The following is a 14,042-nucleotide window of genomic DNA, read 5'->3' on the forward strand; positions in this document are numbered from 1 at the left end:
CGTCCTAATCCGTGAAAAAGTGGGCAAAATACCGCACAATTTTAGTGTTTTGGTATACCATTGGCGCCCGTTAGGGCTGTTACACCCGTGGTATAGCTGCAGGTTGCCCATCACGTGCTTGGCTTAGATTGTTCGGGCAAACATGAGCCAATATTCCTTTAAAAATGTAATCCACTAGGGTGCAAAATGATCAACAAAAAATTAGCAATTATCGGTTTAATGGCTTCTGCAGCCTTGGTTACCGGCTGTAAAGATGATGCCAAAAAGCAAGCGCCAAAATTGGACACGCTTGAGCAAAAAGTTAGCTACTTGATCGGCCAAAATATCGGTAACGGTATTAAGCAAAACAACATCGCTTTGGATCAAGATTCTTTCCTCTTGGGTTTGAACGATGCCAAAAACGGTCTGAACCCAGCTGACCAAGCAAAACTGGCCGAACTGAAAGCTAAAGCACCAGAATCTTTGAGCAAAGAAGAAAAGGCTGAATTGGATAAGCTGAGCGCTTCTGCTCCTCGCATCTCTCAAGAAGATGCTGAGAAAATCATGAAAGAATTCCAAGAAAACATGATGAAGAAGAAAGAAGAAGAAGCTAAAAAATTAGCTGACACCAACAAAGCTGCTGGTGAGAAATTCTTGGCTGAAAACAAAACCAAAGAAGGTGTAAAAACCACCGAATCTGGTTTGCAGTACAAAGTGATCACCGAAGGTACCGGTGTTAAGCCAAAAGCAACTGACACCGTTAAAGTTCACTACACCGGTAAATTGTTAGACGGTAAAGTGTTTGACAGCTCTGTACAACGTGGCGAGCCAGTTGAATTCCCAGTAAGCGGCGTGATTGCTGGTTGGGTTGAGGCTTTGCAATTGATGCCACAAGGTTCCAAGTGGGAAGTGTACATTCCAGCTGGTTTGGCTTACGGCGACCAAGGTAACCAAGCTATTCCACCAGCGTCTACCTTGATTTTTGAAGTGGAATTGTTAGAAGTGAAATCTGCCGCTGCCGCAGAAGAAAAACCAGCTGCTAAACCAGCTAAAAAATAAGTTGATTTGATTAGCTTTGAAAGAAACCCGCTTCGGCGGGTTTTTTTATGCTTGGAAATGATGACGGCTCCCTTCTACTTCATCTTTTCGAGTATTGGCTCAATACCCACATTTGATAGAAGTTGGGCTGTGGAAAACCCAATAAAAAACCCGCACGCGGCGGGTTCTTCGCAATCAGTTTGGTTTTAGCGCTTAGCCATTTACCAAATCTTTGTGCTTGGTGTGCAATACCGAAATCATGCGGTCTTCTGCACTGAAACGAATTTCCAAGGTTTCGCCCAGTTGTGATAAATCGCTATCGAGACTGCTGAGATCGTCGGTTTCCAAATACTTGTCGTTAAAGTCGAGTAATTTTTCGGTGGTGCCATCAACGATAGTGAACAAGCGACCGGCTTCTTGCAGGGCTTCTTCATCGTCAAATTCGCGGCCTTCTTTAATCAGTTGGTCGTAAATTTCAAAGTGGCCGGCGGAAACATAATCCACCAAAATTTGGCACAGGTTACGCAGTTTTTCTCCACGCACTTCTTCGCTTTGATCGGCGCTGCCTACATCGCAGTACTGCACCAACATATCTTGGCGCTCTTGCAACCAGCGGTCGATGATGATGCTCACACCACCCCAGCGTTCTTTAGCGTTTTGGCAATTTTCTAACATGCTCAGTATTCCTGATTACTGCTTGATTATCGGATTTGGTTTAGGTGTGCCTTTAGGCTTATGGCCTGCACGACTGACGCTTGATGCTGAATCGCCAAGGGCGCTTTCCGGTTAAAAGCGCGGGTTTGCATCACAGGTAAGGCGACACAATAGGCGATCTTGCAAAACGCATCAACTGGCTTTTTGCATTTTTAGGCCGCGAACGATTTGCCATAGATTGATAAGCGCAAAGATTGCAAAGGCAATCAACGACCATTTTGGCAAGCTTAAGCCCAGGATTTTATCCACGTGCGCGCAGCTGCCATCGCCTTGTAGCAGGAGTTTCATGGCTTCCATAAAGGGAAAGACTTCAAACATATAGGCCAAGCCCGGGCCGCAGGCGGGAACCTGGTCGGCAGGTAAACTTTGCAGCCACACTTGATGTTGGGCGAAGTAACCGCCGCCAAGGGCGGCAATCAAACCGAGCACTGCATAAACCACGACACCTTTGCCGCGTGGATTGTGAATGGCGGCAATGAGGCCGAGTAAACCTACCAAGTCAAAAAAAGCGCGTTGCGTAATGCACAGCGGGCAGGGTTCCAGCTTCATGACGTGTTCCATATAAACACCGCACAGAATGGTAAAAACACCACCTAAAAAAAGCAGAACATTGGTTTGACGAACGGATGGAAGCTGGCGTGTAAATGGGGGCATAGTGGCCTCTGACTCCAAATGGGGCGCTTATAGTAAGCAAAAAGCGATTAAGAGAGCCAGATGTTTGCGACAAATCGTCTATGCTGTAGATAAACGTTGCCACGGTGGCGACGACCGACGAATTGCAATCTGTTTGCTTGGGAGTTTTCATGAAGTTAGTGCGTAAGCTGGGCTTAGTGGCTGCCTTGGTCGGCAGCAGTTTTTTGCCCATGACGGCTTTTGCCAGCAGTGGCGGTGAGACCTTTAAAGAGGGTGTGAATTACATTGCGATCAAGCCACCCTTGGTGGTGAATTATGGGGGCCCCGGCCGCGTCAAATATATCAAGGCCGAGATGTCTCTGCGTACCGAAGATGCCCACGCGGCAGCCGAAGTTTCCCACCACATGCCCCTGATTCGCGACACCCTGATTATGCTGATCAGCAGTGTGACCGATGAACAAATGGCCAGTGGCGAGGGCAAAGAAAAAATGCGCCTTGAAGCCTTGGCCAAAGTGAATGAAGCTTTGGAGAAAGTGAACAACCCGGGTGGAGAACACGGCGGCGAACATGCTGCTGCCGATGAGCACGCAAAGGCTGACAAAGCAAAAGGCGATAAGAAAAAAGACGAGAAAGCCAAGAAAGAAGAAAAGTCTGAACACGCGGACGAGAAAGATAAAAAGGCTGGCCATGAAGGCCCACCGGTAAGCGATCTGCTATTCGATAACTTGGTGGTTCAAAAGTAAAAACCGGTGCGTGGATCTGACAACAAAAACGCCTCTTGTATCAACAAGGGGCGTTTTGTTTTTCGGGTGTCGCGCAGCTGCAGTTATGGTACTGCTGATAATAGCTAGCCAAGTATTCGCTAAAGGGAATTTGTGGTGACTGTTCCAGCTGGTGTTGTTCGTTGAGCGATTTAATACTCATTAGCTCAAAAGCATCAGCTGTTGCGCAAGCTAACGGGGCGGAGGCAAAAAATTGGCGATGCTGCTCAGCCAGCGCAAGACTGTGTTCAAAGAAACTTTTCCCTTGGCTTTGCATATCTGCCAGCACGCGGGCGGAAGGCGTTAGGGCTGGGTTGCTAAGTTTGGCGAATTGGCGATTTACCGCGGTAATGTAATCTTCGCCGCCGTTCGCCTGATCTAACAGTTTGGCGCAGGCTTGCGAGTTGTGAAGAATTTCTTCAGCCCATTCCTTAAAACTCACTTCCTCGCCGTTGCGCAGCAAGCGTAGTTCCGGGTCGCGTCCAAAGTAGACAATCCGTTTTTGGTTTTCCAGCCACTCGGCGTATTCCTCCAAGGAGGTTTGCGGGCTGTCGCTCAAGAGGCAGGTCAGCAAGAAGGCATCAATCACACGTAATTGCTCAGCGCTTACACCTAAAGGCTCGTAGGGATTCAAATCCACACAGCGCACTTCAATGTATTCCACGCCGCGTAACCGCAAGGCTTGCAGCGCTGTCTCGCCCGATTGAGTTGTGCGCTTGGGGCGAATACTGGAGTAAAACTCGTTTTCAATTTGCAGCAGACTGGTGTTGAGCTGTTGGTAATTGCCTTGTTCGTCTTTCACACCAATAGCTTCATAGGCCGGATGCGGGCGCGTGATAGCACCGCACAGTGTGCTCAGGTAGCTGCTTAGGTTGTTGTAGCACACGAATAATGATTGCTGCGCATCGCTCTGGTAACCCAAATCGCCCATGCGTAGCGAGGTTGCGAAGGGTAGATGCTGGCTGTCATCACCCAGCGGTTGCAGGCGATGTTTACGGCCTTCCACAAAGTTGTTACTCACCGCAGGTGCCGCACCGAAGAGGTAAACCAGCAACCAGAAGTAGCGGCGGAAGTTGCGAATCAACGCAAAGTAACGTTGAGTCTTAAAGGCTTGCAGGTCTTGGGTATCGCCTTCTTGGGTTTGCAGCGCTCGCCAAAAATCGTCTGGCAAGGAGAAGTTGTAGTGAACGCCAGCGATGGTTTGCATACTGCGGCCATAACGATGCCCCAAGCCAATGCGATAAATGGTTTTCATGGTGCCGCTGTTGGATGTGCCGTAACGCGCAACGGGAATTTGTGCATCCGGCGGTAAATGGCTCGGCATGCTCGCGGGCCATAAGCGCTCGCCACTTCGCGCAAGTTCCTGATAGGTGAAGCGATGAATATCGTCCAGCTGCTGCAGCAACGCAGAAATATCGGTAAAAGGTTCGGTAATAAATTCCAGTAAGGATTCGCTGTAATCGGTGGTGATGTGGGGGTGCTTAAGCGCCGATCCTAATCCGAGCGGGTGGTCGGTTTGCGCCAGTTCGCCCTGCGGTGTAATGCGCAAGCTTTCCTTTTCCAGCCCACGCAAAATGCCGCGCAGGCTTTGGTTGGCGGTAGCTTGCGCGAAGGCAGCCAATTGATCGTTATTGATGGAAGGCAAAACCGAACCCCTTGTGATTGTTGTTGGTGGATCGCGAGTGGTGGCTTAGATCAGTGTAGCTTGGGTTTTGTCTTCATCCGCAGCGGGCTCAGCACTAAAGCTCAGCTCTTCCTCGGGCTCATCTTCTACTTCTTCGCCTTGCGCTTCCGGTTCAGCAAATAAATCTTCACCCGCTTTTGGCGGCTTGGGCACTTTGGGGAGCGGGGCGGGCATTATGTCAGCATCAATAACCGGCAGCGCCTTTTCGTCCAAGGCACAAGCAATCACTTTTACGCGTTGCTTGTAGTCTTTGGACGTAATCTCGAACATCTGGTTAACCGCTTCATCTTTATGCGGCGTTTTGAACACGGCGTTGGCGTCGTAACCATCTACCCATTCTTTGCTTTTACCAAAGAAAAGTTTGTCCTGATTTTGCAGAATAAAGGTTTGATTCATAGATTTTGTTCTCTGCACGTTTGTTCATATGGCAAGGAAATGCCAGCACGCAATCAAAGGGCAAAGATTGGGGGCGGGGGAGCAAAACTTCAAGCCTTATACGCAAATTAATGCAGGCGATTTCCCTTGAATCTGAGGGGATAAACTGTTTAGCTAAGAACAACGCAATCGCAAGGCTAGAGATTCGCTTATGTACCAACAAGAACGTGCAGAATTTATTGAATTTTTGCGGAGCGAAAAGCAACTCTCTGTGCACACGCAAACTAATTACGAGCGCGATTTACAAAAATTTGCGGACTCCTGCAAAACTTATTCGTTAACGCAATTGGCCGATATTCGCTCACAACATATTCGCCAAATGGTGGCGCAATTGCATCGCCAAGGTTTGGGTGGAAAAAGTTTATCCCGTTGGTTGTCAGCCATGCGCAGCTTTTTTGCGTTTGCGATTCGAAAAGGCTGGGCAAAAAATAATCCTGCCGATGCAATTCAAGCACCTAAAAGCCCAAAGAAATTACCCAAAACGCTGGATGTTGATCAAACTGCGCAATTTGTAAACGTAGAAGGCGATTCTGTTTTAGCGCTGCGCGATCGCGCCTTGCTGGAATTAATTTATTCATCCGGTTTGCGCTTGGCTGAAGTGGTTGGCTTAAACCTGCACGATGTAGATTTGAGTGATGGAATGGTGACTGTTCTGGGTAAAGGCAATAAAACCCGAATGTTACCCATAGGTAGTCACGCTATTGCGGCACTGATAGACTGGCTATCACACCGAAAAAATTTGCTAAAAGATTCAGCCGAACAGGCAATTTTTATTTCGCAAAAAGGTACGCGCATTACGCACCGCGCTGTGCAGATGCGCATGCAGCAATTGAGCGTGCAGCAGGGAATGGATACGCCAGTGCACCCGCATATGCTGCGCCATTCCTTCGCCAGCCATATGTTGGAGTCTAGTGGTGATTTGCGACTGGTGCAGGAGATGTTGGGTCACGCGAATATTTCTACCACGCAAATTTACACACACTTGGATTTTCAACATCTCGCAAAAGTTTATGACAGTGCGCATCCACGTGCGCAGCGGAAAAAAGAACCACAGGAAAGGCCGGAGTGATCCGGCCATTTTTTTTAATTATTTAGTGGGCGCGGTACCTGCGTGCTTCTCCGTGGTTTTCTTCATTTCCTCAGTCATTTCCTGCTGGATCTTTTGTATCTTGGGGCCAAGGGTTTGCATTTGCGTTTGTACCATAACCATAGAGCCCTGCATTACCTGTGGCATTTTCTTAATCACTGCTTGGCCAGCTTTACTCTTGTAAAATTTGAGCATGCCATCAACTTCCTCTTGCGTGAAAGCATCGCTGTAAATATTGATAAACATAGGCTTCATTTTTTCGAAAGCGAACTCTTCTTTAATGACGGCTGACATCTTCGCCAAGTTGCGATCCAGCACCTCTTTTTGTTCCTGAGTGAATTGGCCTTCAGTAGTGGAGCGCTTCGCAGTATCGCTCATCATTCGTTCCATTTGCGGCCATATACCGTCCATTAATTTTTGCGATTCTGTTACTACCAGCAACTCTTCGAGCGAGGCATCGCTTGGCTTTGAATCTGCAAACGCAGTCAGGGAAATCAGACAAAGTCCTGTAATAGCGATTAATTTTTTCATTGATCTTTCCTTTTAATGTTATGTCATTGAATGTAAATAGTTTGAAGCCATAAAAGCCCGCACAGAATAAACCCCGCCGAGCGAAAAATCAGCGGGCTCGCGCACAAATATAATCGTTGAGCGAATAATCGAAAACGGTAAAACCTGTGGTAAATTACCTTTACATTTTCTGGTTGCTTTTTATATGTCTTACTTTTCTACAAGTTCCCACAAGGCTGCGACTCCAATGCCAGCGGTTAACGCAATGCAAACAGGTTCCGGCTTGCGCATTGCATTGCTCGGTTATCGTAGCCATCCTCATGTGGGCGGTCAGGGCATATACCTACACTATTTGAGTAAAGCATTAGTGGAACAGGGCCATAGTGTGGATGTCATTTCAGGCCCGCCTTATCCCGAACTCGACGCTCGCGTGAATTTAATTCAGCTGCCAAGTTTGGATTTATATGCGGTTGAAAATCCCACGCGCGCGTTAGATTTTAAACATTTATTTTGCTTTGCGGATTTTTACGAATGGTGGAGTAAATTAAGTGGCGGTTTCGGTGAGCCTTATTGTTTTGGTCGTCGCCTTGTTCGTTACTTCAAAAAGCACAAACCCCATTACGATATTATCCACGACAATCAGAGCTTGTGTTACGGATTACTCGAATTGCAAAAGCGTGGTGAAAATATAATTGCCACCGTTCACCACCCTATCACACGCGACCGCGATATAGCCTTGCAAGCCGCAACTACAAAAGGCCATAAGTGGCTAATCAATCGTTGGTACAACTTTTTGGTTATGCAAAAAGATGTTGTGCAAAAACTGAATCATGTTGTGACTGTTTCCAAACAATCACAACAAGATATCGCAGAGGCTTTTGAGCGCTCCACAGAAAAAATCAACGTAATTCCTAATGGTATTGATACGGATATTTTTAAGCCGCAACCTCACATCAAACGCAAACAGTGGCAGCTCATTACAACGGCATCTTCAGATCAACCCTTAAAAGGTTTAAGTGTTTTATTAAATGCTTTAGCAATTTTGCGAATCGAGTTTCCACAGCTAAAGCTGGTTGTGATTGGAAAGCTAAAACCAGAGGGCGCAACGGAAAAAGAATTGTATTCGCTTAAACTTATTGAAGCCGTCGATTTTCGATCTGGTATTTCTACGGATGAACTAGTCGCAACTTACGCTGAATCCAAACTCGCCATAGTGCCATCGCTCTACGAGGGTTTTGGATTGCCCGCGGCCGAAGCACTTGCTTGTGGCATTCCGTTAATTTGTAGTGATGGTGGTGCCTTGCCGGAAGTTGTGGGTGATGCAGCTTGCCTTGTCAGAGCGGGCGATGTGAATCAGCTTGCGCAAGCCATTCGCGATTTATTGACCGACGAAGATAGCTGCAACACATTAAGCATTGCAGGTCGTGTTCATAGCTTGCAGCATTTATCCTGGCAAGTGGTGGGCGAGCGCTTTAGCGATTACTATCGCAATATATTAACCAATGCGAGAAGCGCTTAATTGTTGACGATAAATTACAAGCTGCTCGCGTTTAAGGATGGCGATACACTTTTGGATCTGGGTTGTGGGGAAGGACGCCATATTATTCATGCCTGCCTTGAACACAATCTCACTGCGGTAGGCGTGGATTTATCTGCACGGGATTTAAACATTGCGTTGGAGCGTTTTACCCCTTTCGCGAATTACAATCCCCGCAGTGTTTTTTCGCTCCAGCAAGCGGACGCCACCAAACTGCCCTTTGCCGATTGTAGTTTCGATAAAATTATTTGCAGCGAAGTGCTAGAGCACATAGAAAATTACCAAGCGGTTTTAGGCGAAATAAAACGCGTATTAAAACCAAATGGCACTCTGGCGATATCTGTACCCCGTGCATGGCCAGAAAAAATATGTTGGCGCTTGAGTGCGGCTTACCATCAAGTAGAAGGTGGGCATATCCGAATTTTTAACGCAAAAGATTTGCGAGCTAAGGTTGAAGCTATGGGCTTCGTACACACACATCGCTACTGGGCGCATGCCCTTCATTCACCTTTTTGGTGGTTGAAATGTTTGTGGTGGGGTTCGCAAGATAGCTCGCGTATTATCAAACTCTATCATCGCTTACTCGTTTGGGATTTGATGCAAAAGCCATGGATCACCCAAACCGTAGAAAGGATATTGAATCCGATAGTTGGAAAAAGTGTCGTCATGCATTTTATAAAAGCTGATAAATCCCAATGAAAAATTTATTGCTCACCAAAGGATTTTTTCCCGAAAGCCTGTTGCGGCCAACCATAAATTATATTTTGCAAAACCAACTGCCTAATGGTTGTATCCCTTGGTTTAAGGAAGGCAAAGCCGATCCATGGGATCATATCGAAGCAGCTATGGGACTTAGTGTTGGTGGTGAATTAAAAGCAGCGGAGCGCGCCTATTTATGGCTCGCTGCAGAACAATTAGAAGACGGTAGTTGGTGGGCGAATTATTTAGATCATCAACCCGTCGATAAGAATCATCGTGAAACAAATTTTATCGCTTATATAGCAACGGGTGTTTGGCACCATTATTTGATTTCACGCGACAGCGATTTCTTGCAGAAGATGTTTCCCGTTGTTCAAAAAGCCATTGAATTTGTGCTTCGCTATCAGTCGCCCACGGGTGAAATCTATTGGGCAGTAGCGGAAGATGGTAGCGCAAAAAAAGATGCACTCGTCACTGCATGTTCGTCCATCTACAAAAGCCTGCAATGTGCCATTCTCTGTGCGCAGGAATTAAATGCTGATTACGCAGGCTGGTTAAAGGCCTATCAAAAGTTAGGTAACACATTACGTCATCACCCCGAATGTTTTGATCGTACTTGGGAATCCAAAGAACGCTTTTCCATGGATTGGTTTTATCCCGTACTTGCGGGTGTTGTGCAAGCTAAAGCGGCGCAAGAGCGTATTGAATCTCGCTGGCAAATATTTGTTGAAAATAATGTAGGTTGTCGCTGCGTGAGTGATGAACCTTGGGTAACAGTTGCTGAGTCGTGTGAACTAACGCTTGCGTTGCTCGCGGCTGGCGAACATGCAAAAGCTGTCTCGCTATTTAGTTGGTTGCATCAATTTTTGGATGAAGATGGCGGCTACTGGACCGGATACAACTTTCGCGACAAGGTTATTTGGCCACGTGAAAAAACAACTTGGACTGCTGGTGTGATTTTATTAGCCGCCGATGCTTTAACCTCACACACTGCCGCGTCAACCTTATTTGTTGCTCACGCGCAACATTCAGAGTGGCTTCAGCAAATCGAAGCCTAGGTAATTCGAAATATTGGAATAATTTTTATGAACCCAATTCAAATTTCCTGCCCGCATTGCAATGCCATTAATCGTTTACCGCAAGAGCGTTTGGGTGATAAGCCCCAATGTGGAAAATGCAAGAAGCCGTTGTTTTTTGGCAAACCGGTTGAACTGCACCCGGGCAATGTAAATTCAATGTTAGATAAAAATGACATTCCCGTATTGGTGGACTGCTGGGCACCTTGGTGCGGTCCCTGCAAAAGTTTTGCGCCCGTATTTGAACAAGCCGCCGTTCAGTTTGAACCAAAGTTACGCTTGGCGAAGTTGAATACAGAAGCCGTACCGAGTATTGCGCAGCGTTGGTCTATTCGTAGCATTCCCACCTTAATATTGTTTAAGCAGGGCAAAGAAGCTCAGCGTATTTCGGGCGCTATGTCGCTACCGCAATTGCAACAATGGTTGCGTTCTACAGGAATTTAATTTTTTAAATACGAGAAAAATATGACCGAGTTTTTACGCGTACCCTATGAGTTGCTCTGCGAATCCGTGACCGGAGCTATTCACAATGCAGGTGTTAGTTTAGAGCAAGCGAAAATAGAAGCTCAGGTTATGGCCGAGGCAGATTTGCTGGAAGTACCTTCGCATGGTGTACGCATGTTGCCGGGTTTGTTAAGCGCGCTTTCTGAAAATCGTGCTACTGCAAAACCAAAATTTTCCGTAGTCCGTGAGCTTGGTGCTATTTGTGTATTGGATTGCGACAACGGCCCGGGTCGTTACGCATCCATAAAAGCTATGGATGCAGCAGTGCAGCGAGCAAAAAATTTTGGTGTAGGTGTTTGTCTCGCCAGAAACACAACCCATTGGGGTCGCGCTCATGCTTACGCGAGCCATGCAGCGCAGGCAGGTTTTATTGGGTTATGCACAACCAATGCGATTCCCACTATGGCGATTGCGGGTGCGAAAAATCGTGTGATTGGAAATAATCCATTAGCAATTGGAATCCCCAACGAAAATCCCGATACACCCATCGTTTTAGATATGGCCATGAGCCAAGCCGCGGTAGGCAAAGTTAGTACGTGGTTGCGCGAAGGAAAATCAGCGCCGAGCAATTGGGGGATAGATGCGAATGGCAATCCAACATCTGATACCAAAGAAATTTTACAAGGCGCAGTAACTCCCATGGGCGAACATAAAGGCGCGGGCATGGCTGTTATGTTTGAACTCCTCACCGCAGCGCTCGCAGGTTCTGCGTTTACCTTCGATATTCTAGCGCGCGATACCAGTGGCATAGATTCAACGGCCAGCAAAATTTTTATCGCACTTAATGTAGATGCCTTTATTGAACGAAAAGATTTCGATGAACGAGTAACAACTTTTTTAACCTATTTAAAAAACGAAACAACCGATTTCAATTACCCCAGCGAACGCGGATGGGCAGCGCGAGACAAAAATTTAACTGAAGGTGTGCCTCTGCATAGAGAAATTGTGGAGCAGCTAGCGGCGGTAGGAATTAGGTTTTAAATTTAGCAGGGAGTTTTCAATCCCCTCCCCCTAAAAAGAGGAGGGAATGGATACTTCGAATTTTATTTCACAGTTGGTGCAGGTGGTTGCTTTTCAAATTGTGGAATATTGGGGTCGAGATACGCCCACTTGGGTGCTGAAGATGTCCAAATTAACGCATCAATTTTTACATCGCTGGGTTCATCAAGTGTACCCGCACGAATAATTAAAATATGCGGGCGAACTTCCGCTTGACTAAATAAATGCACACCGCACTTGGGGCAAAACTTTCGGTGCATTTTATTACCGCTATCCGCAGTACTTTCAAAATCGCTCAACTCACCGGTAATGCTAACGGCGTCCGTCGCAAAAACCATATTTACGGTTGCGTTGCCCGAGGCAAGATGTTGGCAGGTGCGACACCAGCATGCACGCGTCATTATAGGTTTTGCATTGGATTCGTAGCGGACTGAACCGCAGAGGCAACCGCCTTTTATGTTTTCCATTGTCTAATGTCGAGCCTATGAAGTGTTTGGTAGGGAATCGTACGGGAGGATGAGGGCTCCCTTTTTAGTTGTTATTGAGTTTTTAATTAATTCTCTGTAAACAACTTCCGAGTAAAGCTAACTGTCAAAGGTTTGCTTTCACCTTGCGGTACCACGCTCACTTCAAACCGAATATCTTCTTCATTGGTATGGCGAAACTTGGCAATGTAATAAGTTGCGTCGGGCTCTTTTATTTCCATAAAGTCCAGCTCTTTGACTTGTTGCATTAAGTTAACGGCTTTTACACTCACCTTGGCTGGTAAACCCAAACTTGTGGTTCCGTTTTCAGTTTTGGTGAGGCTGATGTTTACTAACGCAATATCTTTAGCGCGCGTGAGTTTATAAAGGGTCGCCACTTCCGCTGGGATATTTTTGCTGTTGAAGACGTTGTAGTGAACGGTGTAATTGCCAAATTTTTGTGAGGTTTGGATTTCTTTTGTTTGGTTTATTTGCGCGACAGCAAATAGCGAGCTCAGGGTTAACATTAAAAATAAGATTAAATGCTTCATGACGAAAACCTCTTAAAGTATGTATTGGCTTTTTTGAAACGTTAAGGTTATTGAGTTTTACGCATCATTAATATATAGCATGCACTATGATCAGCGTTGAAATCTACGGTACCAGTAACTTCATCTAATACCCAGGGTTGTTGCATTAAGTCCCCAAACAGGCCTAATAGTAAGAATTTTTTCTGCTCGAATAAGCGCATTTCACACATGTTTGCGTTGCAACGAATGGATTCAATTTTTATGTCGGTTGCTAATGGCCGGCTCATTACGAAGTCGGTTAGAAGGCCTTGCATACGTATATCCCAGTCATCTTTACGCTGATTGTTTGTTTCTAAAAAATCTTTGTATTTCTCCTTTAAGCTTTGGTGTGCCTTTTTGAAAGAATCATTAAATGGCTTGGGAATGTTTTGGTCGATTTCTTCATCGCTCAATTGATTCGGTGGTGTGCTTGAAAGACTGTTGGTTGGATCTGGCCCGGTCTCGGCTGAAGCAGCTGTTGATGACGAGCTGCTAGAATTGGATGCTCCGCTTTGTGACGAATGAGCGATGCTGGACTTCGACTCCGTGTCTTTTACTGAGCTGCTTGACTGGATCGAGCCATCGGGAAATTTTATAGCATCAATGTCTAATGTCTTTTCGTCAAGGTTGGATAATTGAGATTGTGCTTGAACGGACACTGTAGAATCTGGTGTGCTGATAAAAGCATGGATACCAAAACCGGCCGCAAATGAAGCTACAAGTGCGGCAATCCAGATTTTATTGCGCATAACTTTCCTTGTTTATTTACTCAAATGATAAATCGCCGTTTCGCCAAACAAATTAGGTAATGCATCTTTTAGCAAATCGCCGCTTTGCTCATTGACCACTTGGCGGTGAATGACTTTGTAATTGCGTTCGCGGCAGAGCACCTCAAAATCTTTGAAGGTACAAAAGTGAATGTTGGGTGTGTCGTACCATTCGTAGGGCAGTAAATCGGACACGGGCATGCGGCCGCGGGTGAATAAATGCAGGCGCGCTTTCCAGTGGCCGAAGTTGGGGAAGGTGACGATACATTCTTTGCCGACGCGCAACATTTCATCTAACACTAAATGTGGGAAGTGAAGTGTTTGTAGCGCTTGTGTCATAAGCACGGTGTCAAAACTATTGTCCGCGAAATTGCCGAGGCCGCGGTCGAGGTTTTGTTCGATAACATTTAAGCCTTTATCGATGCACAAATTAATTTGCTCGGCATCAATTTCCAAACCGTAGCCTTGGGTTTGTTTATTGTCGGCCAAAAATTTTAAGAGCGTGCCATCGCCGCAACCTAAGTCGAGAATGCGGCTGCCTTGTTTGATCCAATGTTGAATTTCGTTTAAATCAATACGCATGTTC

At 46.2% G+C, this 14,042-nt stretch carries 17 protein-coding genes; 8 read left to right on the forward strand and 9 right to left on the reverse strand.

Going from position 1 to position 14,042, the window contains the following annotated elements:
• Nucleotides 1-186: 186 nt before the first annotated feature.
• Complete coding sequence (locus U1F02_RS09805; RefSeq protein WP_409990203.1) at nt 187-1,038, forward strand: FKBP-type peptidyl-prolyl cis-trans isomerase; 852 nt, start codon at nt 187-189, stop codon at nt 1,036-1,038.
• A 192-nt stretch (nt 1,039-1,230) separates the two neighbouring features.
• Here the strand turns inward: U1F02_RS09805 and rsd are convergent, their stop codons facing one another.
• Nucleotides 1,231-1,692, reverse strand: coding sequence for a sigma D regulator (gene rsd, locus U1F02_RS09810; RefSeq protein WP_409990204.1), 462 nt, complete (start codon nt 1,690-1,692; stop codon nt 1,231-1,233).
• A gap of 171 nt (nt 1,693-1,863) precedes the next feature.
• Complete coding sequence (locus tag U1F02_RS09815) at nt 1,864-2,385, reverse strand: disulfide bond formation protein B (RefSeq protein WP_409990205.1); 522 nt, start codon at nt 2,383-2,385, stop codon at nt 1,864-1,866.
• Nucleotides 2,386-2,534: 149 nt separating this feature from the next.
• On the opposite strand from U1F02_RS09815, the gene U1F02_RS09820 reads away from it, so the two are divergent.
• Complete coding sequence (locus U1F02_RS09820) at nt 2,535-3,107, forward strand: flagellar basal body-associated FliL family protein (protein ID WP_409990206.1); 573 nt, start codon at nt 2,535-2,537, stop codon at nt 3,105-3,107.
• A gap of 40 nt (nt 3,108-3,147) precedes the next feature.
• On the opposite strand, the gene gshA is transcribed toward U1F02_RS09820, so the two are convergent.
• Together gshA and U1F02_RS09830 are read right to left on the reverse strand one after the other, a co-directional pair.
• Nucleotides 3,148-4,770, reverse strand: coding sequence for a glutamate--cysteine ligase (gene gshA / locus U1F02_RS09825; RefSeq protein WP_409990207.1), 1,623 nt, complete (start codon nt 4,768-4,770; stop codon nt 3,148-3,150).
• Between the two features lie 45 nt (nt 4,771-4,815).
• Nucleotides 4,816-5,205, reverse strand: a complete 390-nt coding sequence (locus U1F02_RS09830; protein ID WP_409990208.1) for a hypothetical protein — start codon at nt 5,203-5,205, stop codon at nt 4,816-4,818.
• A 190-nt stretch (nt 5,206-5,395) separates the two neighbouring features.
• Between U1F02_RS09830 and xerC the strand changes: the two genes are divergently transcribed.
• Nucleotides 5,396-6,313 carry a tyrosine recombinase XerC gene (gene xerC / locus U1F02_RS09835; protein ID WP_409990209.1) on the forward strand — a complete coding sequence of 306 codons (918 nt, stop codon included), beginning with the start codon at nt 5,396-5,398 and terminating at the stop codon, nt 6,311-6,313.
• A gap of 18 nt (nt 6,314-6,331) precedes the next feature.
• On the opposite strand, the gene U1F02_RS09840 is transcribed toward xerC, so the two are convergent.
• The gene (locus U1F02_RS09840; protein WP_409990210.1) at nt 6,332-6,862 is read right to left on the reverse strand and encodes a DUF2059 domain-containing protein; all 531 of its coding nucleotides are present in this window, start codon (nt 6,860-6,862) and stop codon (nt 6,332-6,334) included.
• Nucleotides 6,863-7,046: 184 nt separating this feature from the next.
• Here U1F02_RS09840 and U1F02_RS09845 point away from each other — a divergent pair, with 184 nt between their 5' ends.
• Genes U1F02_RS09845 through U1F02_RS09865 form a run of 5 tightly spaced genes read left to right on the forward strand, consistent with a single transcriptional unit; the run spans nt 7,047 to nt 11,638 of the window.
• Nucleotides 7,047-8,360: a glycosyltransferase family 4 protein gene (locus U1F02_RS09845; protein WP_409990211.1), complete on the forward strand. Its 1,314-nt coding sequence runs from the start codon at nt 7,047-7,049 to the stop codon at nt 8,358-8,360.
• Entirely contained in the window at nt 8,361-9,077 is a 717-nt protein-coding gene (locus tag U1F02_RS09850) for a class I SAM-dependent methyltransferase (protein ID WP_409990212.1), read from the forward strand.
• Nucleotides 9,074-10,135: a prenyltransferase gene (locus U1F02_RS09855; RefSeq protein ID WP_409990213.1), complete on the forward strand. Its 1,062-nt coding sequence runs from the start codon at nt 9,074-9,076 to the stop codon at nt 10,133-10,135. Before U1F02_RS09850 ends, U1F02_RS09855 begins: the two co-directional genes overlap by 4 nt.
• Nucleotides 10,136-10,162: 27 nt before the next feature.
• Nucleotides 10,163-10,597: a thioredoxin TrxC gene (gene trxC / locus U1F02_RS09860; protein ID WP_409990214.1), complete on the forward strand. Its 435-nt coding sequence runs from the start codon at nt 10,163-10,165 to the stop codon at nt 10,595-10,597.
• 21 nt (nt 10,598-10,618) lie between these two features.
• The gene (locus U1F02_RS09865; RefSeq protein WP_409990215.1) at nt 10,619-11,638 is read left to right on the forward strand and encodes an Ldh family oxidoreductase; all 1,020 of its coding nucleotides are present in this window, start codon (nt 10,619-10,621) and stop codon (nt 11,636-11,638) included.
• 62 nt (nt 11,639-11,700) lie between these two features.
• Here U1F02_RS09865 and U1F02_RS09870 read toward each other — a convergent pair whose 3' ends face one another.
• The 4 genes from U1F02_RS09870 to metW all read right to left on the reverse strand — a co-directional run bounded on the left by U1F02_RS09870 (nt 11,701) and on the right by metW (nt 14,038).
• The gene (locus tag U1F02_RS09870; protein WP_409990216.1) at nt 11,701-12,123 is read right to left on the reverse strand and encodes a GFA family protein; all 423 of its coding nucleotides are present in this window, start codon (nt 12,121-12,123) and stop codon (nt 11,701-11,703) included.
• Nucleotides 12,124-12,209: 86 nt separating this feature from the next.
• Nucleotides 12,210-12,671 carry a DUF4426 domain-containing protein gene (locus tag U1F02_RS09875; protein WP_409990217.1) on the reverse strand — a complete coding sequence of 154 codons (462 nt, stop codon included), beginning with the start codon at nt 12,669-12,671 and terminating at the stop codon, nt 12,210-12,212.
• A 47-nt stretch (nt 12,672-12,718) separates the two neighbouring features.
• On the reverse strand, nt 12,719-13,438 hold the full coding sequence (locus U1F02_RS09880) for a hypothetical protein (RefSeq protein ID WP_409990218.1): 720 nt from the start codon (nt 13,436-13,438) through the stop codon (nt 12,719-12,721).
• A 12-nt stretch (nt 13,439-13,450) separates the two neighbouring features.
• On the reverse strand, nt 13,451-14,038 hold the full coding sequence (metW, locus tag U1F02_RS09885) for a methionine biosynthesis protein MetW (protein WP_409990219.1): 588 nt from the start codon (nt 14,036-14,038) through the stop codon (nt 13,451-13,453).
• Between the last annotated feature and the right edge of the window lie 4 nt (nt 14,039-14,042).

The sequence above is a fragment of the Cellvibrio sp. genome, from assembly GCF_046347455.1.
GTDB lineage: Bacteria > Pseudomonadota > Gammaproteobacteria > Pseudomonadales > Cellvibrionaceae > Cellvibrio.

Excerpts from the sequence above, each read along its gene's own strand:
- U1F02_RS09805 (WP_409990203.1), top strand. The coding sequence starts at position 187 with ATGATCAACAAAAAATTAGCAATTATCGGTTTAATGGCTTCTGCAGCC.
- rsd (WP_409990204.1), bottom strand. The coding sequence starts at position 1,692 with ATGTTAGAAAATTGCCAAAACGCTAAAGAACGCTGGGGTGGTGTGAGC.
- U1F02_RS09815 (WP_409990205.1), bottom strand. The coding sequence starts at position 2,385 with ATGCCCCCATTTACACGCCAGCTTCCATCCGTTCGTCAAACCAATGTT.
- U1F02_RS09820 (WP_409990206.1), top strand. The coding sequence starts at position 2,535 with ATGAAGTTAGTGCGTAAGCTGGGCTTAGTGGCTGCCTTGGTCGGCAGC.
- U1F02_RS09830 (WP_409990208.1), bottom strand. The coding sequence starts at position 5,205 with ATGAATCAAACCTTTATTCTGCAAAATCAGGACAAACTTTTCTTTGGT.
- xerC (WP_409990209.1), top strand. The coding sequence starts at position 5,396 with ATGTACCAACAAGAACGTGCAGAATTTATTGAATTTTTGCGGAGCGAA.
- U1F02_RS09840 (WP_409990210.1), bottom strand. The coding sequence starts at position 6,862 with ATGAAAAAATTAATCGCTATTACAGGACTTTGTCTGATTTCCCTGACT.
- U1F02_RS09845 (WP_409990211.1), top strand. The coding sequence starts at position 7,047 with ATGTCTTACTTTTCTACAAGTTCCCACAAGGCTGCGACTCCAATGCCA.
- U1F02_RS09855 (WP_409990213.1), top strand. The coding sequence starts at position 9,074 with ATGAAAAATTTATTGCTCACCAAAGGATTTTTTCCCGAAAGCCTGTTG.
- trxC (WP_409990214.1), top strand. The coding sequence starts at position 10,163 with ATGAACCCAATTCAAATTTCCTGCCCGCATTGCAATGCCATTAATCGT.
- U1F02_RS09865 (WP_409990215.1), top strand. The coding sequence starts at position 10,619 with ATGACCGAGTTTTTACGCGTACCCTATGAGTTGCTCTGCGAATCCGTG.
- U1F02_RS09870 (WP_409990216.1), bottom strand. The coding sequence starts at position 12,123 with ATGGAAAACATAAAAGGCGGTTGCCTCTGCGGTTCAGTCCGCTACGAA.
- U1F02_RS09875 (WP_409990217.1), bottom strand. The coding sequence starts at position 12,671 with ATGAAGCATTTAATCTTATTTTTAATGTTAACCCTGAGCTCGCTATTT.
- U1F02_RS09880 (WP_409990218.1), bottom strand. The coding sequence starts at position 13,438 with ATGCGCAATAAAATCTGGATTGCCGCACTTGTAGCTTCATTTGCGGCC.
- metW (WP_409990219.1), bottom strand. The coding sequence starts at position 14,038 with ATGCGTATTGATTTAAACGAAATTCAACATTGGATCAAACAAGGCAGC.